A 21,522-nucleotide genomic window follows, 5' to 3' on the forward strand; every position below is an offset into this window, starting at 1 on the left:
TGGCAGGCCAGAAGTAGCCTTAGCCGGTTAATGCCGCCTGCCCCCCTGGCAGCGTCGTTGAGTGACAGGACGAACGGCCAGCTGACGCCAGGCCGAGGGGAAGACGGCGCTTATTACGCGGCGCCCCAGTGAAAAGGCGCGAGGGTCAGCAGATTAATGTCCAGCTGGCTGTGCAGCAGCATTACCGTCAGGATTGCGGCGGTGCAGATCATCTGCGCCACGACCGCCTTATGCAGGCGCGCCGCGGTCGTGTGCCATTCCGCGTCGCCAGGGCGCAAGGTAGCCAGCGCGGCGTTTGCCGGGTCTCGCAGCCGCTTCTCCGCCAGCGAATCAATAACGAAAATCGCCACGCTCAGCAGAAACCAGACCTGAAAAAGACGGTGCCAGTCATACAGCCAGAACATCGCGATGCCGCTCAGCATCAGTGCCCAGCCGGCGATATTGTAATAGCGGTCGGTTATTTTCAGCCCCTGCAGCAGCAGCGCGGTATTTTCCGACCGACAGCCTTTCAGCCGTGCTGAAAGCCAGGGCGCGAACAGCAGCGGCCCGGTGGCCGCCACTGCCGCCAGGGCGTGAAGCATTTTGATAACGTCATAATTCAAGGCGATCTCCTCCAGTTGTTGCCGATACAGAGGCTACTTTACTGGAGGCGGGTGGCTCTAAGAATGTTCACAGAACACATCTTATCGAATCAAACGGACATTTTACGCTGTCAGGTTGCGGCGCTTGTGCGCTGATCCTGCAGGTGTTTGCGTATCTGCCCCGGTCTGCTGTCCGCTACCCGGCGGAACCAGTGACCGAATGAGTCGCCGGAGGAAAAACCCAGCATCACCGACAGCTGCTCATTGGACGCGTCATTCGCCAGCCCCTGCCAGGCGACCGCCAGCAGCAGACGGTTATGCCAGTCGGTATAGCGCAGCCCGGTTTCTTTGCGGAACAGGCGCGCCAGCGTGCGTTCGGTGGCGCCGACGCGGTGGCCCCACTCCGCCAGGCTCAGACGCTGGGAGGGATCGGCAATCAGGCTGTCGGTTACCTTCTTCAGCCGCAGATCCTGCGGCAGGGGCAGAGTCAGGTTGCTGTCAGGCTTCTCCTCGATCTCTTCGAATAACAGCTGCAGCATGCTGTTGCGGCGCGCTTCCGACAGCGGCGCGCTGGCGTCTGCCAGCCGCTCGCACAGGGCGGAGATCAAAAATGAGCTATCAATCAGCTTCACTCGGGAAGTGAAAGAGCGGCAGAGCGTTGGCGCGATATAGAGCACCGTCAGATCGACGCGGCTATAGGCCTCGCCCCAGTGAACCGTATCCGGCGGGATCCAGACCGCCATCCCCGGCTTCATCAGCCAGTGCTGCTCCGGCGTATGGCCATGCAGTACGCCGCGTTTGACCAGCACAAACTGGCCGAGCGGATGGCGGTGAGGCTCATTCTCCTTCGCCGCGATTTGCTCCAGCACGCGCTCAATAATCAGCGCGTCATTGTTTAACGTCACGGTATCCATCTGTTCTGTTTTAGGGCGATTTCGCCGGGTAAGCGCGGGGCAGCAGCAGGGTAAAGATCAACCCTACCAGCATACTGACGCCAAGGATAATAAAACAGATCGGGAAAGCGTGCAGGCCGTTAAGATGCAGCTGCATCGTCGCCAGAATATTGACCCCCAGCGCCGCGCCCAGATTGCGTAAAAACTGCACCGTCGCGGTCCAGGCGCCAAGGCGTTCCGGCGGCGCGGCGTTTTGCGCCAGCACCAGCGTGGTGGTCGCGGTAAAGCCCATACCCAGGCCGATCAGCAGCAGCGACACCGCCATCAGCCACGGCTGCTGCTGGGTGATGGCCCACGCCATCAGCAGTCCGCCGGCCGCCAGCTGCAGCATGCCGCCAGCCGCCATGCGCCGGTAGCCTGCCGCCGCCAGCTTCGCGCCGCAGACCGCCGCGCCCACCACCCAGCCCAGCGCCGCCAGCATCACCAGCAGGCCGGTTGAGAGGGCGATCGGATGCTGGCTTAACGCCAGCGGCAGTAGCGTTACCGAGGCATAGAGCCCGGCGCTGGAAAGCAGCACCAGCACGATAACGGGAAACAGGGTGCGCCGCTGAAAAAAAGGCAGCGGGATCGGGCTACACTCCGGCTGACGCCGCACGCGAGCGATAAGCGCCAGTAGCCCCACGATGAAGCCCGCCGTCAGCATCCCGAACGAGGCGTCCCCGCTGTCCGGCCGCGCGGTAAGAAGCAGCAGGCAGCAGGCGGCAACGATCAGCGCCGCCTGCGCCGGCATGTCCAGATGCCTCCTGCCCGTCCCCTTGCTCACCGCTGGCGCGACAAACAGCAGCAGCAGCGCCAGCAGGCCGAGCGGAATATTTAGCCAGAAGATAGCCCGCCAGCCGAAGGTCGCACCTAGCGCGCTGCCGAGCAGCGGCCCGACAATGGCGGAGAGTCCCCAGACGCCGCTCAGCATTCCCTGCATTTTGCCGCGCCGTTCAGCGTCGAACAGCGCCGCCAGCAGCGAATAGGAGAGCACGATAATCCCGCCCGCGCCGACGCCCTGCAGCGCCCGCGCCAGGATCAGCATCGGCATGGTGGCACTTACCGCCGCCAGCACCGAGGCGCCGAGGAATATCAGCAGACACGCCTTCAGCGTAGTGGAGACGCCAAGCCGATCGCCGCACGCGCCGGCCAGCGGTGCCACCAGCGCCACCGGCAGTAAAAAGGCGGACATCACCCAGGGCCAGAGGCTCGGATGGCCCAGCTGCTGGCTGATGGTCGGCAGCACCGTACTGACGATGGTGCTGTCCACGGCGGCGAGAAACAGCGCAACAATCACCGCCAGCACGCCGACGCTGTTTTTTTTAGGCAGCGCCGCAGCGGGCGCTAAGGTGGTCTCTTTCATCCTTTCTCCTTACCAGCCGGTATGCACGCGCGAGGCCTGCGAAAACTGCTGCACAATAGCCGCCGTTTCCTGGTCCATATAGTCGTCGACATTGCGGATTGCCTCGCCGGACTGCACGATCTCGCGAAAGCGCAGCGTCATATCCAGCTGCGTTTTAGCCGCGATATTGCCTTCGGTGTAGTCGAGATCGAATGCCGCCTTCACCGTTTCGGCACTGGCGATCGCCAGTTGGGTATTCAGCGCCTCCGTCTCCTGCACCAGCTGATGCATACGTCGGTTTTCCGCCGCGCTGAAGGTGGGGATAATCTGCTCAAAGATGGCGTGGTCGCACTGGATATGGCGCGCCTCGTCCAGGCCGTGGAAGTGGAGCAGCTGCGTCAGGAAGCTGCGCTGCATCGGGTCCAGCACCTTCAGGCGGCGTTCAAACACCGTAATAATTGATTCGCCAACGTAGGCCGTAGAGCAGAGCGCCGCCAGTTTAATCAGAGGCGCGTCGTTATCGCTGTAGAGCGCAACGCGATCGGCAAACAGGTTGTTCTCCAGTTTGATATCGCGCCCTGACAGATGACGCACATATTGGTAGAAGCTGTTGGCGTGGTTGATCTCCTCCGAGGCAAAGCAGGAGACCGCGTGATAGAGACCGTCGCCCGCTTTAAACGGCGTCGATTCCGCCTGTAGTTCGCACAGGATGCGGGTCATCACCGTGGCGACGTGCATCTCAATCTCCGCCAGCTGTGCAAGCTCCTTGTAGAGATAGGCTACCGCCTTATCTTCCTGGCCCGCTTCGCCGACCAGCGCGCGCGACAGAAAATCGAGCTCTCTGTCGCTGGCGGCCTGCTCCCAGGGCATACGGTTGGGATGCAGATAGTTAAGGTGTGCGTATTGGTTAATGCTTTTAAAATCAGTCATGGTGCATTCCGTCAGGCCAGATAAGAGAGCGCGTTAAAAATGGTGCGGGCTTTGTCCTCGATGCGACGGCGGCCGTGCATCACCCGGGTGTTATCGATCAGCACGATATCGCCGTGCTGCCAGCCGATATCGAAGGTAAAGCGATCGCAGACGGCGTCTGCTTCCGCCAGCAGATCGGCGGGAATCTCGCTGCCATCGGCAAAGGTGATGACCGGCTTCTCGTAGTGATTCGAGGGACCGAAAATGCTGTTGGCGAAGTTGTGGCGCGCCGCCGGATTGAGGCGGCTGGCGCGAATGGCCGGCGTCTGGAACGCATAGCGGATCGCGCCGTCGTCGTTAAGGGTGATGCGCGTGCCGGCAGACCCGGCGGTCAGCGACAGCAGATGATCCAGCGTGGTCTTCTCAAGGCTTTCCGGGGCATTCTCCTGCGAGGCCAGCGCGTAAAAGGCATAGGTTTTCCACTCCTGCTCTTCTACCCGGCGTGAATAGACAATCTCCTGCGCGCTGAACGCGGCGCGCGCCGCCGGGCTAAGGTGCTGATAAACCAGCTTGCCATCGCAGACCGTGGTCTGCGAACCCTGCGCAGGCGCCTGCTGGCAGTAAAACCAGCAGAGATCGGGCCAGAAAGGGCTGTTGCCGTTTTCACAATGCAGGCCGACCTTATCGTAACCGGCATCAACTTTCTGCGCGGTATCGCCGCTGAAGCTGCGTGCCGGATCGAGACTAATGCGGCCACTGGACTGGCGAACCAGCTGCGAAAAGTGGTCAATGCTGTGCTGAAAGCCGCGCAGCACCAGATAGCCATGCTCCGCCAGCAGCGTCAGCAGGTAGTCTTTAGATAACAGGGTCACGTCACCTTCATTCAGCGAGGTGACAATCAGGCCGCCGACGCGGGTATGGGCAGTTTCACGAATATTCATGCTGTCACAGTCTCAAGTTGGTCTAAGAAAGCGTTAACGGCGTTGCGACGCGGGCGTCCGGTGACGGTAAACAGGCGCGCCATAATCTCCGCGCTGTGCGGCACCAGCACGGGGTCGGGAATAAACTCAATTTCATTCAGATGGTCACGCGCATAGGCGGCGATCGCCTGGCGAATAGCGGGCGCCTCGCGCATATCGTCCACCACGAACAGGCCACCGAGAAACTGCTGCCCGTCGCCGTAAACGATCGCCTGCTGCACGCCGGGAACGGTGCGGTAGGCGCTCTCCAGCCACTCAGGGGAGATGTTGCGGCCATTCGCGGTGATGATGAGCGTTTTCTTGCGCCCGATAATGGAGATAAATCCGTCCGCGTCCTGGGTAGCCAGATCGCCCGTGTGCAGCCAGCCCTCGTCGTCAATCGCGCAGCTGCTGGGATCTTCGCTGGAGTAGCCAGCAAACAGCGAGCTGCTACGCAGGCAGAGTTCGCCATCGTCGGCAATCTTAACCTCCACATGGGGCAGCGGTTTCCCTACCGTGCCGATGCGGTTAGCGCCGCGCGCGTTCCAGGTGGCGACCGAACTGTTTTCACTCAGGCCATATCCCTGATAGACCGGAATATTGAGGGCGTTAAGCCGCTGCAGCACCTCGGCATCGACCGGCGCGCCGCCCGCCGCCAACAGCGGGGCATGCTCTCGCCCAAATAGCGCTGGCATCAGGCCGGGGCAGTCGCCATGGCTGACGGCGCGTTCGGCCAGCGCCTCCACCAGCGCCGGCGTCAGCGTCATCGCGCTGGGGCGCGCCGCGCGGATGACCTCCAGCCGCTGTACCGCGGTGACGCCAGGATGGCCCAGCGGCGGCATATCGTCGGGCGGCATCACTACCGCCCCGCCGGAGGTGAGCGGCATATAGAGAGCGGTAACCTGTTCAATCAGCAGGCTGAGGGGCACCAGGTTCAAATAGCGCTGATAGTCATCCGGCTGAGCGAGCTGCCAGAGCGACGCGACCAGCGCATCCAGACCGTGGCGGCGGATCATCACCCCTTTGGGTTGGGAGGTGGTGCCGGAGGTATGTATGATCTTTATCACGCCATCCTGCGCGCCATCGGCGGGATGAAGGCGAGCAGGCGCAGCATGGTGCGGCGTTGCGCCCAGCCGGAGGGGCAGTATCGCCGACGGCAGCTCTGTCCCGGTAGCCTGCCATTCAGCCAGACGCTGTGCGCCGGCGGCATCTGTCAGCACCAGCCGACAGTTCTGCAGCAAAAAGGCGGCCTGTTCGCCTGAAAACGCAAGCGGTACCGGCACCTCAGTCAGATCCGCCAGCTGCAGCGCGATATCCGCCAGCACCCACTCCGGCGTGTTGCCCATCACGATGCCAACCTGCGCCTGCATCCCTACCTGAGCCTGCAGATTAGCGGCCAGCTGGCGCGCTTCCTCAAGCAGCGCCAGATAGCTGCAGCGCACCTCCTCATTAAAGAGGCCATTTTCGTCCTGACGCAGCTGAATAATCGCCGCGGCGTGCGGACGACGCTGCGCCTGCCCAATAAATGCATTAAGAATATTCATGCTGCCACCTGAGCGGAAGAGCGCGCGGAACCGGCGATAGATTCAAATTCCGAAAATACCAGCCGACCACAAAAGTGATTAAAAAGATGGCCGCACTGTTCAAGTAAAATAACCCCCGTCTGTGGCGTCTGGTCATAATAGCTTCCCCAGGCCGCGCGCATTTCGGGAGAAAGTTTTTCCGACGACGCGTCGCTCAGCATGCAAAAAGGCACCTGATGAAAAGCCATTAATTTCCGCAGGCGGCGCGTTGTGGTACAGAGAATCGCCTTGCTCCCCATAAACCAGGCGATAATCGGCATTATTCGAATTAAATCAGCGGCAGCGTTAGGGTTATCAGACGCCAGCGAACCGATCTCTACCACCTGATGGCGCGCCAGCGTGTGGCCCGTCTGACGCTGGATGGTTTCATCCAGCGGGGCGGAAAGATAGCGTTCCGAAAACAGAGGTTGTGTAGGTGATACAAAAGAAATGCCGGTACAGGCGATTAACGCCGCCGTTTCTTTATTACGGCTGGCGATAATAATGTCAGGGTCGGGTTTAATCGTTGCACGGTAGTTTTTATAATAGATATTGGCAATATACTGGCGCGCCTCTTCAGCCGTGTCGTCATTACGGCGAATGATATCCAGCCTTGTAGAAAAAATATCAATATGATGCTGTTTATGTAAGAAGCTACTCATTCCAGTTTTCCCTCACGGTGGGTGGTAACCGTGAGAAATGGTAAGCCGGATTTATCATTCGTAACATGTTCAGCTATGACAAGATATCGAATAATTCGGACAATCATCGGCAAAAAGTGGACAAAGCGGCAGAGAGCGTCTCTCTGTAAACAAAGTGTCATAATCGCTGGAAATCCGCTGTCTCTCTTTAGCACTATGCGGTTAGCAACCTGGCCGGATAAAAGGTTTGATATCCAGCTGACCCCCTGCCCCTGCCAGATCGCTTTGCGTCTGTCGCGGGCATTGTTGCATTCTGTCAGGGTGTTAACCGGGAGCCGTTCAAAGGTGTGCGCTTCGCGCATGCAAGGCGCTGTCTGACGCTGATTAATCAGGGAGAAATTAAAATGACGGGTGATTTGTTCGCGCTTTCTGCTATTGGCGTAGCGATCCTGTTTGGCGCGATGAGTCCGGGGGCCAGCTTTCTTCTTGTTGCCCAAACGGCTATGTCCGGTTCGAGACGGGCGGCACTATCGGTTGCAGCCGGTATGGCTTTTGGTGCCCTTGTTTTTGCTGTTATTGCCTTAGCGGGCCTTCACACCCTTCTGACGCTGGTCCCTTCACTTTACACAGGACTCAAGATTGCGGGCGGTTGCTATCTTTTATGGCTGGCGCTGAAAATGTTTCGTCATCCTGTAAAGCGCGTCAATGACTGTGCCAGCAGAAAGGAACTCAGCGCCCTGAAAGCGTTTATCACTGGCGTATTTACGCAAATCAGCAATCCCCATACTGCACTGGTATTTGCCAGCATCTTTTCCGCCGCGCTCAGCAAAGATATTCAGCCTGTGATGTATATCATTCTGCCCATCATGGCATTTGTTATCGATCTGCTCTGGTATGCCGTGGTTGCATGCTTATTATCAACTAGCGGGCCGCGTCAGGCTTACATTAAATACCGTCAGGTTATCGATAAACTCAGCGGAGGCGTGATGGCCTTTCTGGGAATACGGCTGCTGTTGAAGTGAGCAGAGGAGCACAACAAAGCAGTTTTATTTTTTATTGAGCCAGTCGATAAAAAACTCACTGAATGCAGTCACCTGTAACGGTTGCAGCTTACGCTGTGGGTAGACAAACTGTAGCCCGACATTTTTGCGATCGTAGCGGCTAAACCCTATAAAGCTTTCTGCAAACAGAACATAAAGCCTCTCTTCTTCGACATCTTTTTTAACGTCCCACCAGGATTTACAGGCAATACCCGCGCCATTAAGAACCCACTGACGGAGAAGCGCGCCATCGTCACAGACCATAGCAGGATTCACGCGAATGGTTTTGCTGACCCCTTTTTCCTCAAATCGCCATTCATTTATAACAACACCGTGTAACTCCAGAGCAAGGCACCTGTGGCCGTGAAGACTTTCCGGCGTAGCGGGCATTCCTGATGTCTGAAGATAGGTATCTGATGCCACCAGCACCCTGTGGTTAGGGGCGATATGTCTCACGATAAGGCTGCTGTCCGGCAAATTACCGAAACGGATGCTCATGTCCAGCCGGTTAGCAATCAGATCCTCCACGCGCTCTCCCAGGTAAACCGACGTATTTACCTCTGGATGGAGGCGAGAAAAATCCACTATCGCAGGGCTGACATATTGCCTGCCGAAATCAGAGGGCGCAGAGATGCGAATGTTTCCGCTAAGTACCCCCTCTTTCTGCACCAGAAGCGATTCTGCGTGTCGCGCCTCATTCAATACCCGGAGAGCGGCATGGTAGAAATCCTCACCAGCCTTTGTCAGCGTAATGGCGCGTGTTGACCGATGGAAGAGCCGGGTCTGGTAGCGCTCTTCAATCGCCTTCAGCCTCGCCGTCATTGACGCCGGTGAAAGCGAGAGACGTCGCCCGGCGGCCGACAGCCCACCGGACTCGGCCACTTCAACGATAAGCGCCATATCCTCAAGCTTTCCCATATTTCATTTTTTCCGAAAAGAAATTGCACTTTGGCTGCCATTATCAAAAAAGAGCTTTGTAAGTAAAGTGCTTTAACAGTGCTTTTCGCAATCCCTGTACCAGCATCAAACGTTTATCAATATGAGGAGTAAACCGATGGGTAAAACATTAATTATTGGCGGCGCGTCAGGCATTGGTTTTGCTGTGGCCAGCGCACTGGCGGACCGGGAAAACGAGCTGGTTCTGGCAGGACGAAATAATGAGAAGCTGGAGTCTGCCCGTCAGTTGCTTAATGGGAGAGCAGCAGCTGTCAGCACACGACAACTGGATGTCAGTAATGAAGCCGAAGTCATTGCGCTGAGTCACGTGCTGGGGGATGTTGATAATATTGTGTTTACGGCGGGCTCATATGCACCCGGTGGGTTTCTTTCTGAAATTGAGCTTACCGCAGCGCGGCTTGCTTTTGATACTAAATTCTGGGGCAGCATCTACACCGCCAGGCATCTCAGCGGCAATATTCGGCCCCGTGGCACGCTCACGTTGACCAGTGGGTTTTTGGCCAGGCGGACTCTGAGCGGAACGCTGGTCAAATCAACGATGAATGCTGCCATTGAGTCAGCAGCAAAGGTGCTGGCAAAAGAGCTGGCTCCGTTGCGTGTAAACGTAGTCAGCCCGGGACTGACCGATACGGAAGCGTACGCAGGTATGGATCCCAAAGCGCGTGAAAAAATGCTTCAGACCGCTGCTGAAAATCTGCCGGTAAAGGCATATGGTCGCGCGCAAGACATCGCTAAGGGCTATCTCTTTTTGCTGGATAATCCGTTTGTTACTGGCACGGTGATTGATATTGAAGGCGGTGCGCTAATCAACTGACTCCTCTGCATTGGGTGGCTTATTACGTAAATGCCGAATTGATGCTCTTCGGCATTTACGTGACTGCACTGAAGAAAGATGCACGCGACATGAAAACGCGCTGCGCCATTTCTGCCGCGGTCCACGGCTGTTCCCGTGCCTCGCACAGCTGCGCGACGGTGTGCCAGCCCGAGAATGGCGTGCCAGGGCCAGCAACCGTCTGTTCTGCAACCTGTCAGAAAGGCCATTAAGAAGCTCACCGACCTCATCTCCATTTTACCTTTTCAAGATAAAGTCCTGACGCTGACAGCAGGTTTTTCATCTCTTCCAGCCGCAGTACTGTACTCCTGAATCCAGCGCGGCAGAGTCAGAAAGCCCAAAGACTCTGGCACCGGTACCCATTCCCGTAGATAAAACCAGGAGTTTACTATGAGCCGTTTACATACCACCAAAGAAAGCGACGCCACGGGCAAAACCGCCCAGCTGTTTGGCGCGATTAAGAGCAGCATGGGTAAAGTCCCTAATGCCTATCTGACCATTGGCAGCAATTCACCTGACATTCTGGATCAGATGCTTCAGCTGAATGCAGCCCTGCACAAAGGCAGCCTGAGCGCCCGTGAGCTGGAAGCAATTAATCTTGCCGTAAGTGAAGAGTCGGGATGCGACTACTGCCTGGCCGCTCATACGCTGATGGCTAAAAAGGCGGGCTACACCGATGAGCAGACGGTAGAGCTGCGTGAAGCTCGATTCAGCGGCGATGCGCGTATCGATGCGCTGGTGCAGTTCGTTCAATATCTCGTTTCTACACGCGGGACGGTATCAGCCGAGCGCGTGAAGGCCTTCCGTGAGGCCGGATTCAGCGACCAGCAGGTGGTCGAAACCATTGGTGCCGTCAGCGCTATTCTGTTTACCAATATGGTGAACCGCGTGAACGACACCGTCGTTGATTTTCCCAAAGTGAGCTGATGCTCAGGACGTCAGTGGCGCAGAGGCGCGAAAGAATTCGCCGCTTCTGCTCACTGCCTTTATCTCTGCCTCCCTTAAGGAGAAACTGATATGACGCCTGTTACCGCGCCGAAATCAGCGCGCTTCAACCCGGCCGACATTGCAAAAAATCTGCCCGAGCAGTCCACTACGATGCTTGCCGATATCTATTTAACCGACCGCCCGGATGCCAGCAGCCGCGTGTTTAGGGCCTATCGGGGCGTTCCCCCTCACTTTCACCGCGAATGTGATGAATACCTGTACGTGCTTTCAGGACGCGGTACGTTCTGGATGGAAGATGCGTCGACCGAGGCTGAGTTCGGTCCCGGCGACATGCTTTTTTTCGAGCGCAACGTCGTGCATGCGCTTCCCGTGCTGCTGGAAGAGCCTGTGATTTTCCTGACGCTTGACACGCCCCGTCGCTCACCCGGTGACGTCGTGTTTATCGATCCTGACGCCGGCTCTGCCGATACGTTTATGGACAGAAATCGCTGAACCTTCCTTCGTCGTTACCGATGATCTGCAAGAAGCCCCGCGGGTAAAACGTCGGGGCTTTAAACCTTTCCTCAGTTCAATTCCCACTGATTGCGTCTGTGCTGACGCGACGCTCAGCGTGGCCTGGGCGCAAACGCTGTCTTCAGCCAGAGAACCGCTCAGTGCTGTCAATCTGCTGATGCGCTTGCAGGGCGTTAAGGAAGTCCGGGTTACCAGCGAGGGATGCAAAAAAACCGGCGCCTGTGAATTTCATCACGGATGGGCCGGACCTGGGGGCATTTCAGAAAGTTAACGCGTTTGTCACCGCTTCGGGCATCACCGGGCGACCATTAAAAAGGCATGTAGCGGTAAAAGTCGATTCAGCGCAGGTTACGCCCTCAACCCGGATTGGCGGGTAGAAATTCACGCGGTTGCGCTTCACATTTTTTTCCAGCTGGCAGGACACCTCCACTCTGTCTCCCTTTTTCAGACTCTGACGGAACCGAAGAGAGTACTCCAGCACCCTATAAATGCGTCCCTGTCTGAACTCCTCTTCACTATCGATACCCAGCACCTCTTTCAGCCCACTCCATATAGAACGGGTAGTAAAGCCCGTCGACCACCTTCTGAGAATCAATATGGTCTTCATCAACGTCATACATTTTACTGAACATGGCTGCTCCTGATAGCGGGGGCCACGGCCCCCTGATATGAAGTGATTTAGTACGTGGGTGCGGGTGCTGCATTAATCTTGATGCGTAACAGAGCATATGGCTTCTGGCGCAAATCCTTCCCGCCGTGGAAACCGGGCTGGCGGTTCAGCTGATTAGTGGTGAAGTAGAGATAACCATCCGGCCCAACCGACAGGGTATCCGGCCACAGGATTTCAGGCCCGTGCGCAAGGGTTGTCCACTCTCCACCTGCTGGCAGCTTACGGATAGCATTACGCTCATAGTCACCGGCATACACTGCCCCATTCGCATCGCTTTCCAGGCCGTCTGACGCCCCTTTTTCCCCCAGGTCTTTCACGGACGCCGAGAGCTGAGATTCTGTGACGGCCGGATCGCGCAGCAGTGCCGTGGGAACAGCATACAGGTGACGTCCCGACAGCGGGCTGTAGTAGAGCGTTTTACCATCCGGGGAGATGGCAATGCCGTCGGAGGCCACGCTGAATGGTGCCGTTGTTCCGTCCGCGTGACGCTGAAGCAGCGTTTCTCCCTCTACGACAGGTGAAAAGCCCGCCTCAGGCGATGTTGTGCGGTCCCCTTCCAGGCGGCGCAGCGCTTTCCCGCTGTCCAGGTCAATGACGATAATCGCACCGGTACCGGACAGTGAGGAGTCGGTGACGTACGCTACGCCGGCTTTACCGATGCGAAAATCGAAGCGCATGTCGTTGACATAGGTGGCGGGTCTGATCACCTCAGCCGGGAAAACGATGGTTTTCTCAACCTGATTCGTTTTCAGGTTAACCGCGACAAGCTTTGCGCCGCCTGCAACCGGTTTTGAAAAGCCCGGTGCGGCGGTATCGAGTATCCAGACCCGGCCCCGGCCATCAGCCACCACGCTCTGTACGCTCAGCAAATGCGTACGGGGAGAAGAATTATCAGCGGTATTTATGGCGGCGTCCGGGTAAGGCACCAGCCGGTTGCCTTTTACCTCAGCCACGGTAAACGGAACGTCATCACCCCAGCGCGGGAAGTTCACAAAAATACGGCCGGTTTCGGTAACGGTGACGCCGGTCGGCATAGCGCCGCTAAACGTGGCCACGACTTCGGGTTTACCGATCGCACGATCCTGAGCAAGCTCGCTGAGGGCAGGCAGCGCGCGCGCCTCCGTCGCCAGCGCATTCAGGGCAGTGCTGCCAGCCACCAGCGCCACAGAGAGCGCTAACGCCGTTTTCATCATAGGTGTTTTCATCATTGCATCTTCCTGAGAGATTGAAGGAGCCGGCCAGCCTGCTGCCTGACCGGCAGGTAAATCAGAAACCTTCCAGCACGATTTTTCCGCGCGCCCGGCCGCTTTCGATAAAGCCGTGCGCTCGCCGAAGGTTTTCCGCATTAATTTTTCCGTAGTGCTCGCCTTTTGTGGTACGCAGGGTGCCGTCCTCGATCAGGCGGCGCACGCTCTCCAGAATCTCGTTCTGGCGGATCATATCCGGGGTCTGGAACAGCGAGCGGGTGAACATCAGTTCCCAGTGCAGGGAGGCTGCCTTGCGCTTAAGCGGTAAGGCATCCAGCGTTTCCGGATCGTCGATAACAGCCAGCCGGCCCTGTGGTGCCAGCGCTTCAACAATTTGCGGGTAGTGTTTGTCAGTGTGCGTCAGGCTTGCGACATATCGCACGGAAGAGACACCAATTTCACGCAGGCCCTCCAGCAGCGGACGGGAGTGATCGATGACGTCATGAGCGCCGAGTTCGCGCACCCATTCCGCCGTCTCCGCGCGGGAAGCGGTGCCGATAACGCGAAGGCCGGTCAGCTTGCTGGCCAGCTGCGTGAGCACCGAACCCACGCCGCCGCCGGCACCAATAATGAGAATGGCGTCGCCGTGTCCTTCCTTTACTTCAAGACGGTCGAACAACAGCTCCCAGGCGGTAAGGGACGTGAGCGGGAGCGCAGCGGCGTCCGCATCGCTCAGTGAAGCGGGCTTGTGAGCGGCAATACGCTGGTCAACCAGACTGTATTCGGCATACGAGCCCGGGCGGATAATGGAGCCAGCGAAATAGACCTTGTCGCCAGGTCTGAACAGGGTGACGCTCTCACCGATAGCCTCCACTGTGCCAACGGCGTCCCAGCCTGGAATGCGCGGCTGCGTCACCGGCGAGTCCGCACGAACTTTGGTATCCACAGGATTCACCGAAATCGCGCTGATTTTTACCAGCAGATCCTGGGCGCCCGGTCGCGGTTTCGGTAATTCAGTTTCGTAAAGAGACTGCGGACTGGTAACTGGCAGTCCGTTCTGGCTGTAAACAATAGCTTTCATGATGTGGTCCCCGTTCATTATGGCGTGAGCAGCAGCGCTATCGATTTGTTTATGAGAGATTACGGGCTCAGGGCGTGCAGAAAAACGGGTCAACCACATCAGCACTTTCACTTTTGCAGTGAAAATCAGCAGGAAACAGATGCCGTAGATCACAACCTGAAGGCGGAGCCTGGCGGGCTCCGCGGAGAGTTACAGCAACGTATAGGCAGAGGAGTCAGTGACGCGGACTTCAGGACGGGAGATGGCATTGTGCAGCAGACCAATAACCCTGCCTCCCTGAACGAGCGCAGGCACGTCATGGCTGGGCAGCATAAACCGGACGCCGGCCAGCGCTCTTTTGATCGCGGTCTTTTCCTCAAGCGTCGACATTGCCCGGTTGCCGGTAATGGTGGGTTCACCAGCGTTCAGGCTGTCGAGGAAGGGATCGATAAGACTGCCCTGCAGGTTGTACACCACATCGCCGCTAATATTGGCAATCCCCTCGGCGGTATCAACCAGCACGGAAATCGAACCCGGCGTATGACCGCCACTCAGCCGTACCGTTACGCCCGGAATAACCTCTTCCTCATAGCTACCGTCCACGTCGAACAGGCGCAGCGCGCCTCTGGTATAGAGGCGTTCAAGCAGATGGCGGGTATCTTCAAGCGCATACATGGCCGGCCCCATAATGCCGGAGGCGGCGAACGCCAGCTCACGCCTCGACAGGCAAACCGTCGTGGTCACTGGAAAGAGATAATCTCCCCCGGCATGATCGACATGGGCATGCGTATGAATAACGTAGCGAATATCGGCAGGCTTCAGGCCATGCTGGGCAAGCAGCCAGGCAAGGGTCATCTCCCGCGTCTGTTCAGCCTCAAATCCGAACTGACGGTAATAGTCTGTTGAGCGCGAGCCGGTATCCACCAGAACTGGATACTCGCCGCCGGTAATAAGGAAGCCCAGCGTGGGAATAGTGGTTTTCACGCCCGCATCCTGGAATAACACCAGGCCCGATTTATCAAGCGTAATATTGCCCAGGTTGAGCGGATAAATATTTAAGGACATTGTATTCTCCTGAATTTACGGAAAAGAAACCTGTAACGCTGCATGGCATCTCAGCGTCGGTGAGTTGAAAGAAAAGGTTCAGATGTCGGCTGCAGAAGAGCGGTTAGTGCCGCGCAGCTGAAATAAGCCAGGAATAATCAGTACTACGCAGATGAAAATAAGGATCAACGCGCCGGTATAGACCGCTATCGCCAGGTTCAGCTGCGTGGCCATTTTGCCGAGGAGAACGGCGAGCCCGCCGGTAAAGAGATAGGCAAAAACGAACAGCATAGACATGGCGCTGCCGCGATCTGACTGCCGAGCATAACGCGCAATCAGACCCAGCCCGCCAAAGGTCATAAAGGCATAGCCGGCGCCGGAGATAAGTGAGGCGCTGATAAAAAAAATCAGACTCTGTTCAGATACGGAGATACACAGAATGGCCATTCCCGCCGCGGAGACAATCGATCCTGTTATAACTGACCGGCGAACCTCAATCTTTCTGGCAAACACGCCAGCAATGCCCAGCGCGACGGGGAAAAGCGCCAGCGCCACGCTGTTAATCCACGGGCTGGGTGAACCGATAAGAGAACGGGCAATCTGAGCGCCTAAAGACGATATCAGCACCCCGTGGGTATAAGCCCCTGTTACCGCCAGCGCGGCATAGATGAAGGGGCGGCGCAGGTATACCGGCACGTCCGGGCGGGCCAGCAGTCTGGCAGAGGCACCTGCAGGACGGTCGCTCGGGATAAACAGAGAAAGAACGATCAGCACTATCAGCAGCGCAAAGAGAACATAAAAACTCAGCCGGGTAGGCGCCGGTGCCCAGGTAACCAGCGCCCCGGCCAGCAAAAGAGCAGCGGTAAACCCCGCTGACTGCGCCCCGAGAGTCACCGCACCCGCGCGCGCTGAGCCACCCTGACCGGCGTAATCTACCAGTGCCGCAGCCGAAGGACCCGCCGATAATCCCACGCCAATCCCCATCATGATCCGCCCCGCTAACAGCACGGATACGCTGTCTGCAGCCGCAAACAGCAGCACGCCTACAGCAGAGCTGAGCAGGCCGGCAAGCATGACATATTTTCTTCCAGCCCTGTCGGACAGGCCCGCAAACAGCAACATCGTCACAACAACCGTCAGCGGATAAACGGCGAAAATCACCGTGATCAGGGTAAAGGAGAGGTGCCATTGTGCGGCATAAAGCGGATAAATCATTGCAGGTGCTGCGCTAGTCCAGAGCGTATGCGCAACAACGGCGGCGCTGATCCAGAAAGCATATCGGGCTGAAAGCGTCTTGGTTTTCATGTTGGGATTCCGTTTTAAACTGATCGTTTTAAAACTAGTCGTTACTGCTGCAAAAATGCAAGCAGTTTTGAACTGATCAGTTTTTATTTTTATCAGGGTGGTATTTTCCGCAGGTAAGATGCATATTAAAATGATTGGTTTAAAACGGAGGTCCCGATGGCCAGACCCAGAAAAATAAGCAATGAAGACGTTCTGAGTCGCGTTATTCCTCTCTTCTGGAAGAACGGGCTGGCTGGCACCAGCCTTGGCCAGCTTGAAGAAGCGACCGACATTAATCGCTCAAGCCTGTACGCCACCTTCTGCAGTAAGGAACAGCTTTTTGTCAGCGCGCTGGAACACTATGTCAGTAGCGCGCCTGCCCAGTATCTGTTACAAAAACAGCCCTATGGCTGGCAAAATATTGAGCAATTCCTGCTGGCTGCGCCCTTTAATAATCCCGCGTTTACCGGGTGCTTTATCATCAACTCAACGCGTGAAGTTGCCGTTCTGCCCGAGGCTGCGCTGGACATCGTGCGTGACTTTCGCGGGGCAGTCATTAAACAGATACGGATGAACCTACCCGTACAGAAAAATGCCGGCGTAATGGCAGAAATTATCTGGTCTTTTCTCGTTGAGGCCTGTCTGGAAGCTAATGACAGACTTGAGCCGCAGGCCTGGCAGGAGCGCGTGAACGCTCTGCTCCGCTTTATCAGACCTGATGATGACCAGTAATGTCACCGCCTGACCGGATCCGAATACATTTGCCTTCTGGAGCCTGAATGATACGTCTTGAAGATGTTACGTTGTTCGTCCGTTCCGCCGCGCTGGGCAGCTTTTCCCGCGCAGCCCGTGAAGCCGATATTCTTCCGGGTCAGGTCAGTGCCGCAGTTAACCGTCTGGAGCGCGACCTGAATAAGCGATTATTTGCGCGATCCACGCGAAGCCTGCGCCTCACCGCAGAGGGAGAAACCTGGCTTCCTTATGCTCAGGAAATGCTGACTATTCTGCAGGCGGGCACCGAGCGTCTGCAGGGAAGTGAGGATGAAATTCAGGGTGAACTGAAAATAGCCATTCCGTCAGACATCGGGCGAAATATCATCCTGCCGGTTATTACCGCCTTTTGCGAAAAACATCCCAAAATATCCCTGCGCCTCTTTCTGTCCGATCACGTCAGCGATGTTTTTCGCGATCCGGTGGATGTGGCCATCCGCTATGGGACGCTTGAAAACAGTAGTTACGTCGCGTTGCCGCTGGCCGAAGATAACCGGCGCGTGCTTACCGCTTCACCCGCCTATCTCAATAAGCACGGCAGGCTGCAGCACCTTGATGATTTGCTCAGGCACCAGTGCCTGCTCTATACCCTTAACGGACACGCCTACGATAAATGGTCCTTTCCGGAAAATGGCGTCCGGCGCCAGTTGACGGTCAGTAGCAGAATGTTATGCGACGATGCCGATCTGACGAGGCGCTGGGCAGTCGCGGGAATGGGGATTGCCTATAAATCATGGATAGATGTCAGCAGCGATGTGCTGGCCGGTCGGCTGGAAGTGCTGCTTCCCGAACAGCCTGGGGAAGCCGTGCCATTGAATCTTATTTGTCCTCACCGTAAGCAATTTTCTCCGGCGATCCGGGAGCTGCACGGCCTGCTGCGCGAACATCTGAGGTCTATTACGGCGTTGATGCGCACGCATCCGGCTTTCGCCACCGGTGCGCAGGCGGTATTACCCGCTAACCAGAGCGCATAAATGAAAAAGGCCATTTCGGTGAAATGGCCTTTTTCTCATTTTATATTTACTTGCTCAGCTCTGCCGTCATATGGAACTGATTGCCAGCATAACTTTCGGTAATTTTATAATCAGAGCCTGCTTTTTTAGCCTGTTGGGCAATTTTCGACTCAGCTTCATCCAGCGTTGAACCCGTTGCGGTAATGCTCTGAGCAACGCTGCCAAACGAAATGGCGCACAGAGCGGCAATAATCAGTGCAGATTTTACAGTTTTCATTTTCATTTCCTTAGCCAGTGATTGATATATTCAGGGTTATTTGTCAGGGCGGCCAGATAATTCCGCTGCCTTGTGTGAAATAAATAATAGAGTGACCCTTTCCTGTGAAACAGGCGCAGTGCGCGCAAACACTTTCACGCGGAAAGTGAAAATGAACTTTCAGATTCTGGAGAGAGGTTTAATCATTTTAAAAAAGGCAGTATGTGCAGTACCGCAGTCAGGGTATTGTTAACGCTTAACATTTTCAGCGATACCGGCAATGCAGACCGTTCCGGCGCTGGGCTGAAGCAGGAGAAGATGATGCATCGGGTAGGCTTGCTGATTTCTGATTACTTTCAGGTGTTAGGGTTGTCCACGCTGAGTATCTTTGAGTTTGCCAATCAGGTTAAGGGGGAACCCTTCTATGATTGTGCGGTTTACTCCGAACATGGTGGGTCCGTTCTATCCTCGTACGGCTTCAGCGTCGACAGTAAAACGCTTGATGGCGAGGCGCCCATTGATACCTGGCTGGTGGCCGGGGTGCTGACGCCGGTTGAGCTGCCGGCTACGCCCGGCGTGGTGACCTTTTTGCAGACCCATGCGCGGAAAGCGCGCCGCGTGGCCGGTATTTGCACCGGTGCCTTCGTGCTGGGCCAGGCCGGACTGCTTGACGAACGCCGGGCGACTACCCACTGGATCCACGCGCAGACCCTGAAAACGATGCACCCCTCCACCCGGGTTGAGGAAGATCGCATTTTTATCATCGACGACCACGTCTGGACATCAGCTGGCTTAACCGCCGGGCTCGATATGGCGCTGGGCATGGTCGAGAAGGATCTGGGAACAGAGGTGGCGCGCTCCGTGGCGCATCTGCTGGTCATGCACCACCGCCGCTCTGGTGGGCAAACCCAGCACTCGGAGCTGCTGATGCTCTCGCCGCGCAGCGATCGCCTGCAGTCTGCGCTGGAGTATGCGCGCAAAAACCTCAGCAAGCCCTTAACCATTGAAGAGATGGCGGATGCGGTACACGTCAGCGCGCGCCAGCTCAGCAGGCTGTTTCGCTCTGAAACCGGTAAGTCTCCGGCAAAAGCGGTGGAGGCGCTGCGGCTGGAAAATGCCAGGCTGCTGATTGAGCAGAGCAGGCTGCCGATGGAAGTGATTGCGCGTGAGTCCGGATTTCGCGACCGGCGGCATATGCGTGAGGTCTTTATACGCGGCTATGGTATTCCGCCGCAGTCTATACGTACCGGCAAAGCCTGACCCCTCATTTTTCTGCCCGCCTCTCCCATCATGATGTCCGTTAATCCGGCCATCATGATGTCCTGAAACACACCCTTTCTTGTCAGCCGCGCCGGTGCCTGACTGCGTACTATGAATTCACCAACCCGATAACTGACAAGGTGAACATCATGACGCAGCAGACACACACCGACCGCGGCACCGCCGTTGTCACCGGCGCCTCTACCGGCATGGGCGCACTCTACGCTGGCCGCCTGGCACGTATGGGCTATGACCTGATTATCGTGGCGCGTAACCATAACCGGCTGAACCAGCTGGCGGAGCATATCACCACCGACAGCGGTCGCAGCGTCGAGGTTGTCGCCGCTGACCTGGCCGATGCTGCCCAGCTTGCCAGACTGGAAGAGAAGCTGCGTCAGGACGCCAGCATCACGCTTCTGGTGAACAATGCCGGCATCGGCACCCACACGCCGCTGCTACAAAGCAGCGCAGAGCAGATGACCGCCATGATCAACCTGAACGTCACCGCCCTGACCCGCCTGACCTACGCCGTGGTGCCAGGATTTGTCGAGCGCGGGCGCGGTGCCATCATCAATATCGCCTCTATTGTCAGTATCGCGCCTGAGTTACTGAACGGCGTTTATGGCGGCAGTAAGGCCTATGTGCTGGCGTTTACGCAGTCGCTGCATCATGAACTGGCCGGTCAGGGTATTCAGGTGCAGGCCGTACTGCCCGGCGCGACCGCCACCCCGTTCTGGGATAACGGCGGCCTGCCCGTAGAGCAACTTGATCCAAAAATCGTGATGAGCGCGCAGGCGATGGTAGACGCCGCGCTCAGGGGCTTTGCCCGCGGCGAGCTGATCACCATCCCCTCCCTGCAAGATGAAACCCTGTGGACACAATACGAGCAGGCGCGCCAGGCGATGATCCCGCATCTTGGCAGCGACGCGCCGGCTCAGCGCTATCAACCTGTTTCTGTTCACTGATTCACGCTGACCTCTTAATAACCTTATAACGACTCATTTGAAGGAATATGATTATGAAACTGACTAATAACACTATTTTCATTACCGGCGGCACCTCCGGCATCGGCCGCGCAATGGCAGAAAAATTTCATCAGCTGGGCAACCAGGTAATTATCTCTGGACGCCGTGAGGCGCTGCTGAAGGAGGTGACCGCGGCCAGTCCGGGCATGGATTATGTGGTACTGGACGTAACAAGCGCCGACAGTATCAAAGCCGCTGCGCAAAGCGTGCTGACGCGCTATCCGGCGCTGAACGTGGTTATCAATAACGCCGGCATTATGCCTTTCGACAACGCGGCCGGCGAGCTGGACGATGCGCAGGCGGTCACGCTGCTTAATACCAATATTCTCGGGCCGGTACGCGTCAGCGCCGCCTTTATCGAACATCTGAAGCAGCAGCCTGATGCGGTGCTGATCAACAACAGCTCAGTACTGGCGTTCCTGCCGCTGGCGACCAATGCGCTCTACTCCGCCACCAAGGCCGCCATCCACTCCTATACCCTGTCGCAGCGCTTCCTGCTGCGCGACAGCGGCGTGCAGGTGATTGAGATCTCTCCGCCCTGGGTCGATACCGACCTGATTTACAAGAGCGGCGATCCGCGCGCCATGCCGCTGGAGGACTTTATCCGCGAAACCTTTGACAAACTGGGCACCGATACCATTGAAGCCATCGTCGATCGCGTGCTGCCGGTGCGTGATAACCCGGGCGCGAACGAACATGCCCTGGTGAACCAGTTCAACCAGTCTGTCGCCGATAACCCAATTCCTGTTCAGTAAACGAGACAGGGGCGTCCAGCCCCTGTTCTTATGCCGGAGAT

The 21,522-nt window shown here is 57.0% G+C and carries 22 protein-coding genes and 1 pseudogene; 9 read left to right on the forward strand and 14 right to left on the reverse strand.

Features of this window, described 5'->3' with window-relative positions; translation table 11 throughout:
- Window positions 1-113: 113 nt before the first annotated feature.
- From LB453_RS01960 to LB453_RS01990, 7 genes are all read right to left on the reverse strand, one after another.
- Window positions 114-602: a hypothetical protein gene (locus LB453_RS01960; protein ID WP_103796721.1), complete on the reverse strand. Its 489-nt coding sequence runs from the start codon at window positions 600-602 to the stop codon at window positions 114-116.
- 110 nt (window positions 603-712) lie between these two features.
- Window positions 713-1,495 (reverse strand): AraC family transcriptional regulator, encoded by a 783-nt coding sequence (locus LB453_RS01965; protein WP_103796722.1) that lies wholly within the window; start codon window positions 1,493-1,495, stop codon window positions 713-715.
- Window positions 1,496-1,505: 10 nt separating this feature from the next.
- Window positions 1,506-2,876 carry an MFS transporter gene (locus LB453_RS01970; protein WP_103796723.1) on the reverse strand — a complete coding sequence of 457 codons (1,371 nt, stop codon included), beginning with the start codon at window positions 2,874-2,876 and terminating at the stop codon, window positions 1,506-1,508.
- A gap of 9 nt (window positions 2,877-2,885) precedes the next feature.
- Window positions 2,886-3,785 carry a hypothetical protein gene (locus tag LB453_RS01975; protein WP_103796724.1) on the reverse strand — a complete coding sequence of 300 codons (900 nt, stop codon included), beginning with the start codon at window positions 3,783-3,785 and terminating at the stop codon, window positions 2,886-2,888.
- An 11-nt stretch (window positions 3,786-3,796) separates the two neighbouring features.
- Window positions 3,797-4,705, reverse strand: a complete 909-nt coding sequence (locus LB453_RS01980) for a TauD/TfdA family dioxygenase (RefSeq protein ID WP_103796725.1) — start codon at window positions 4,703-4,705, stop codon at window positions 3,797-3,799.
- Window positions 4,702-6,267, reverse strand: coding sequence for an AMP-binding protein (locus LB453_RS01985; RefSeq protein ID WP_103796726.1), 1,566 nt, complete (start codon window positions 6,265-6,267; stop codon window positions 4,702-4,704). The genes LB453_RS01980 and LB453_RS01985 overlap by 4 nt, the downstream gene beginning before the upstream one ends.
- A complete protein-coding gene (locus tag LB453_RS01990; protein ID WP_103796727.1) occupies window positions 6,264-6,947 on the reverse strand; it encodes a thermostable hemolysin in 684 nt (227 codons plus the stop codon). Before LB453_RS01990 ends, LB453_RS01985 begins: the two co-directional genes overlap by 4 nt.
- Before the next feature lie 383 nt (window positions 6,948-7,330).
- On the opposite strand from LB453_RS01990, the gene LB453_RS01995 reads away from it, so the two are divergent.
- On the forward strand, window positions 7,331-7,948 hold the full coding sequence (locus LB453_RS01995) for a LysE family translocator (protein ID WP_103796729.1): 618 nt from the start codon (window positions 7,331-7,333) through the stop codon (window positions 7,946-7,948).
- Between the two features lie 24 nt (window positions 7,949-7,972).
- On the opposite strand, the gene LB453_RS02000 is transcribed toward LB453_RS01995, so the two are convergent.
- The gene (locus LB453_RS02000) at window positions 7,973-8,884 is read right to left on the reverse strand and encodes a LysR family transcriptional regulator (RefSeq protein WP_103796730.1); all 912 of its coding nucleotides are present in this window, start codon (window positions 8,882-8,884) and stop codon (window positions 7,973-7,975) included.
- A gap of 136 nt (window positions 8,885-9,020) precedes the next feature.
- Between LB453_RS02000 and LB453_RS02005 the strand changes: the two genes are divergently transcribed.
- From LB453_RS02005 to LB453_RS02015, 3 genes are all read left to right on the forward strand, one after another.
- Window positions 9,021-9,737, forward strand: coding sequence for an SDR family oxidoreductase (locus LB453_RS02005; RefSeq protein WP_103796731.1), 717 nt, complete (start codon window positions 9,021-9,023; stop codon window positions 9,735-9,737).
- 408 nt (window positions 9,738-10,145) lie between these two features.
- Window positions 10,146-10,682, forward strand: a complete 537-nt coding sequence (locus tag LB453_RS02010) for a carboxymuconolactone decarboxylase family protein (protein WP_103796732.1) — start codon at window positions 10,146-10,148, stop codon at window positions 10,680-10,682.
- Between the two features lie 90 nt (window positions 10,683-10,772).
- Window positions 10,773-11,195, forward strand: coding sequence for a cupin domain-containing protein (locus LB453_RS02015; RefSeq protein WP_103796733.1), 423 nt, complete (start codon window positions 10,773-10,775; stop codon window positions 11,193-11,195).
- Window positions 11,196-11,475: 280 nt separating this feature from the next.
- On the opposite strand, the pseudogene LB453_RS02020 reads toward LB453_RS02015, so the two are convergent.
- From LB453_RS02020 to LB453_RS02040, 5 genes and pseudogenes are all read right to left on the reverse strand, one after another.
- Window positions 11,476-11,848: pseudogene (locus LB453_RS02020) on the reverse strand (acyl-CoA thioesterase).
- Window positions 11,849-11,894: 46 nt separating this feature from the next.
- Window positions 11,895-13,091 carry an L-dopachrome tautomerase-related protein gene (locus LB453_RS02025; protein ID WP_103796768.1) on the reverse strand — a complete coding sequence of 399 codons (1,197 nt, stop codon included), beginning with the start codon at window positions 13,089-13,091 and terminating at the stop codon, window positions 11,895-11,897.
- Between the two features lie 61 nt (window positions 13,092-13,152).
- Complete coding sequence (locus LB453_RS02030; RefSeq protein ID WP_103796769.1) at window positions 13,153-14,154, reverse strand: zinc-binding alcohol dehydrogenase family protein; 1,002 nt, start codon at window positions 14,152-14,154, stop codon at window positions 13,153-13,155.
- Window positions 14,155-14,343: 189 nt separating this feature from the next.
- Window positions 14,344-15,198, reverse strand: coding sequence for an N-acyl homoserine lactonase family protein (locus tag LB453_RS02035; protein WP_103796734.1), 855 nt, complete (start codon window positions 15,196-15,198; stop codon window positions 14,344-14,346).
- Between the two features lie 78 nt (window positions 15,199-15,276).
- A complete protein-coding gene (locus LB453_RS02040; protein ID WP_103796735.1) occupies window positions 15,277-16,482 on the reverse strand; it encodes an MFS transporter in 1,206 nt (401 codons plus the stop codon).
- 156 nt (window positions 16,483-16,638) lie between these two features.
- Here LB453_RS02040 and LB453_RS02045 point away from each other — a divergent pair, with 156 nt between their 5' ends.
- Window positions 16,639-17,193 (forward strand): TetR/AcrR family transcriptional regulator, encoded by a 555-nt coding sequence (locus tag LB453_RS02045; RefSeq protein ID WP_103796736.1) that lies wholly within the window; start codon window positions 16,639-16,641, stop codon window positions 17,191-17,193.
- 47 nt (window positions 17,194-17,240) lie between these two features.
- Window positions 17,241-18,206, forward strand: a complete 966-nt coding sequence (locus LB453_RS02050) for a LysR family transcriptional regulator (protein ID WP_103796737.1) — start codon at window positions 17,241-17,243, stop codon at window positions 18,204-18,206.
- A 46-nt stretch (window positions 18,207-18,252) separates the two neighbouring features.
- Here LB453_RS02050 and LB453_RS02055 read toward each other — a convergent pair whose 3' ends face one another.
- Window positions 18,253-18,462, reverse strand: coding sequence for a YdgH/BhsA/McbA-like domain containing protein (locus LB453_RS02055; protein WP_103796738.1), 210 nt, complete (start codon window positions 18,460-18,462; stop codon window positions 18,253-18,255).
- A 300-nt stretch (window positions 18,463-18,762) separates the two neighbouring features.
- On the opposite strand from LB453_RS02055, the gene LB453_RS02060 reads away from it, so the two are divergent.
- The 3 genes from LB453_RS02060 (at window position 18,763) to LB453_RS02070 (ending at window position 21,481) form a co-directional block, all read left to right on the forward strand.
- Window positions 18,763-19,701, forward strand: a complete 939-nt coding sequence (locus tag LB453_RS02060) for a GlxA family transcriptional regulator (RefSeq protein ID WP_103796770.1) — start codon at window positions 18,763-18,765, stop codon at window positions 19,699-19,701.
- A 149-nt stretch (window positions 19,702-19,850) separates the two neighbouring features.
- Entirely contained in the window at window positions 19,851-20,666 is an 816-nt protein-coding gene (locus LB453_RS02065) for an SDR family NAD(P)-dependent oxidoreductase (protein WP_103796739.1), read from the forward strand.
- Window positions 20,667-20,719: 53 nt separating this feature from the next.
- Window positions 20,720-21,481, forward strand: a complete 762-nt coding sequence (locus LB453_RS02070) for an SDR family oxidoreductase (RefSeq protein ID WP_103796740.1) — start codon at window positions 20,720-20,722, stop codon at window positions 21,479-21,481.
- Window positions 21,482-21,522: the final 41 nt, after the last annotated feature.

Origin of the sequence: Pantoea agglomerans (assembly GCF_020149765.1) — a bacterium.
GTDB classification, from domain to species: domain Bacteria; phylum Pseudomonadota; class Gammaproteobacteria; order Enterobacterales; family Enterobacteriaceae; genus Pantoea; species Pantoea alvi.

What these genes read in the sequence shown, in the direction of transcription:
- LB453_RS01965 (WP_103796722.1), bottom strand. Translation starts at nt 1,495, where the DNA reads ATGGATACCGTGACGTTAAACAATGACGCGCTGATTATTGAGCGCGTG.
- LB453_RS01970 (WP_103796723.1), bottom strand. Translation starts at nt 2,876, where the DNA reads ATGAAAGAGACCACCTTAGCGCCCGCTGCGGCGCTGCCTAAAAAAAAC.
- LB453_RS01975 (WP_103796724.1), bottom strand. Translation starts at nt 3,785, where the DNA reads ATGACTGATTTTAAAAGCATTAACCAATACGCACACCTTAACTATCTG.
- LB453_RS01980 (WP_103796725.1), bottom strand. Translation starts at nt 4,705, where the DNA reads ATGAATATTCGTGAAACTGCCCATACCCGCGTCGGCGGCCTGATTGTC.
- LB453_RS01985 (WP_103796726.1), bottom strand. Translation starts at nt 6,267, where the DNA reads ATGAATATTCTTAATGCATTTATTGGGCAGGCGCAGCGTCGTCCGCAC.
- LB453_RS01990 (WP_103796727.1), bottom strand. Translation starts at nt 6,947, where the DNA reads ATGAGTAGCTTCTTACATAAACAGCATCATATTGATATTTTTTCTACA.
- LB453_RS01995 (WP_103796729.1), top strand. Translation starts at nt 7,331, where the DNA reads ATGACGGGTGATTTGTTCGCGCTTTCTGCTATTGGCGTAGCGATCCTG.
- LB453_RS02000 (WP_103796730.1), bottom strand. Translation starts at nt 8,884, where the DNA reads ATGGGAAAGCTTGAGGATATGGCGCTTATCGTTGAAGTGGCCGAGTCC.
- LB453_RS02005 (WP_103796731.1), top strand. Translation starts at nt 9,021, where the DNA reads ATGGGTAAAACATTAATTATTGGCGGCGCGTCAGGCATTGGTTTTGCT.
- LB453_RS02010 (WP_103796732.1), top strand. Translation starts at nt 10,146, where the DNA reads ATGAGCCGTTTACATACCACCAAAGAAAGCGACGCCACGGGCAAAACC.
- LB453_RS02015 (WP_103796733.1), top strand. Translation starts at nt 10,773, where the DNA reads ATGACGCCTGTTACCGCGCCGAAATCAGCGCGCTTCAACCCGGCCGAC.
- LB453_RS02025 (WP_103796768.1), bottom strand. Translation starts at nt 13,091, where the DNA reads ATGAAAACACCTATGATGAAAACGGCGTTAGCGCTCTCTGTGGCGCTG.
- LB453_RS02030 (WP_103796769.1), bottom strand. Translation starts at nt 14,154, where the DNA reads ATGAAAGCTATTGTTTACAGCCAGAACGGACTGCCAGTTACCAGTCCG.
- LB453_RS02035 (WP_103796734.1), bottom strand. Translation starts at nt 15,198, where the DNA reads ATGTCCTTAAATATTTATCCGCTCAACCTGGGCAATATTACGCTTGAT.
- LB453_RS02040 (WP_103796735.1), bottom strand. Translation starts at nt 16,482, where the DNA reads ATGAAAACCAAGACGCTTTCAGCCCGATATGCTTTCTGGATCAGCGCC.
- LB453_RS02045 (WP_103796736.1), top strand. Translation starts at nt 16,639, where the DNA reads ATGGCCAGACCCAGAAAAATAAGCAATGAAGACGTTCTGAGTCGCGTT.
- LB453_RS02050 (WP_103796737.1), top strand. Translation starts at nt 17,241, where the DNA reads ATGATACGTCTTGAAGATGTTACGTTGTTCGTCCGTTCCGCCGCGCTG.
- LB453_RS02055 (WP_103796738.1), bottom strand. Translation starts at nt 18,462, where the DNA reads ATGAAAACTGTAAAATCTGCACTGATTATTGCCGCTCTGTGCGCCATT.
- LB453_RS02060 (WP_103796770.1), top strand. Translation starts at nt 18,763, where the DNA reads ATGCATCGGGTAGGCTTGCTGATTTCTGATTACTTTCAGGTGTTAGGG.
- LB453_RS02065 (WP_103796739.1), top strand. Translation starts at nt 19,851, where the DNA reads ATGACGCAGCAGACACACACCGACCGCGGCACCGCCGTTGTCACCGGC.
- LB453_RS02070 (WP_103796740.1), top strand. Translation starts at nt 20,720, where the DNA reads ATGAAACTGACTAATAACACTATTTTCATTACCGGCGGCACCTCCGGC.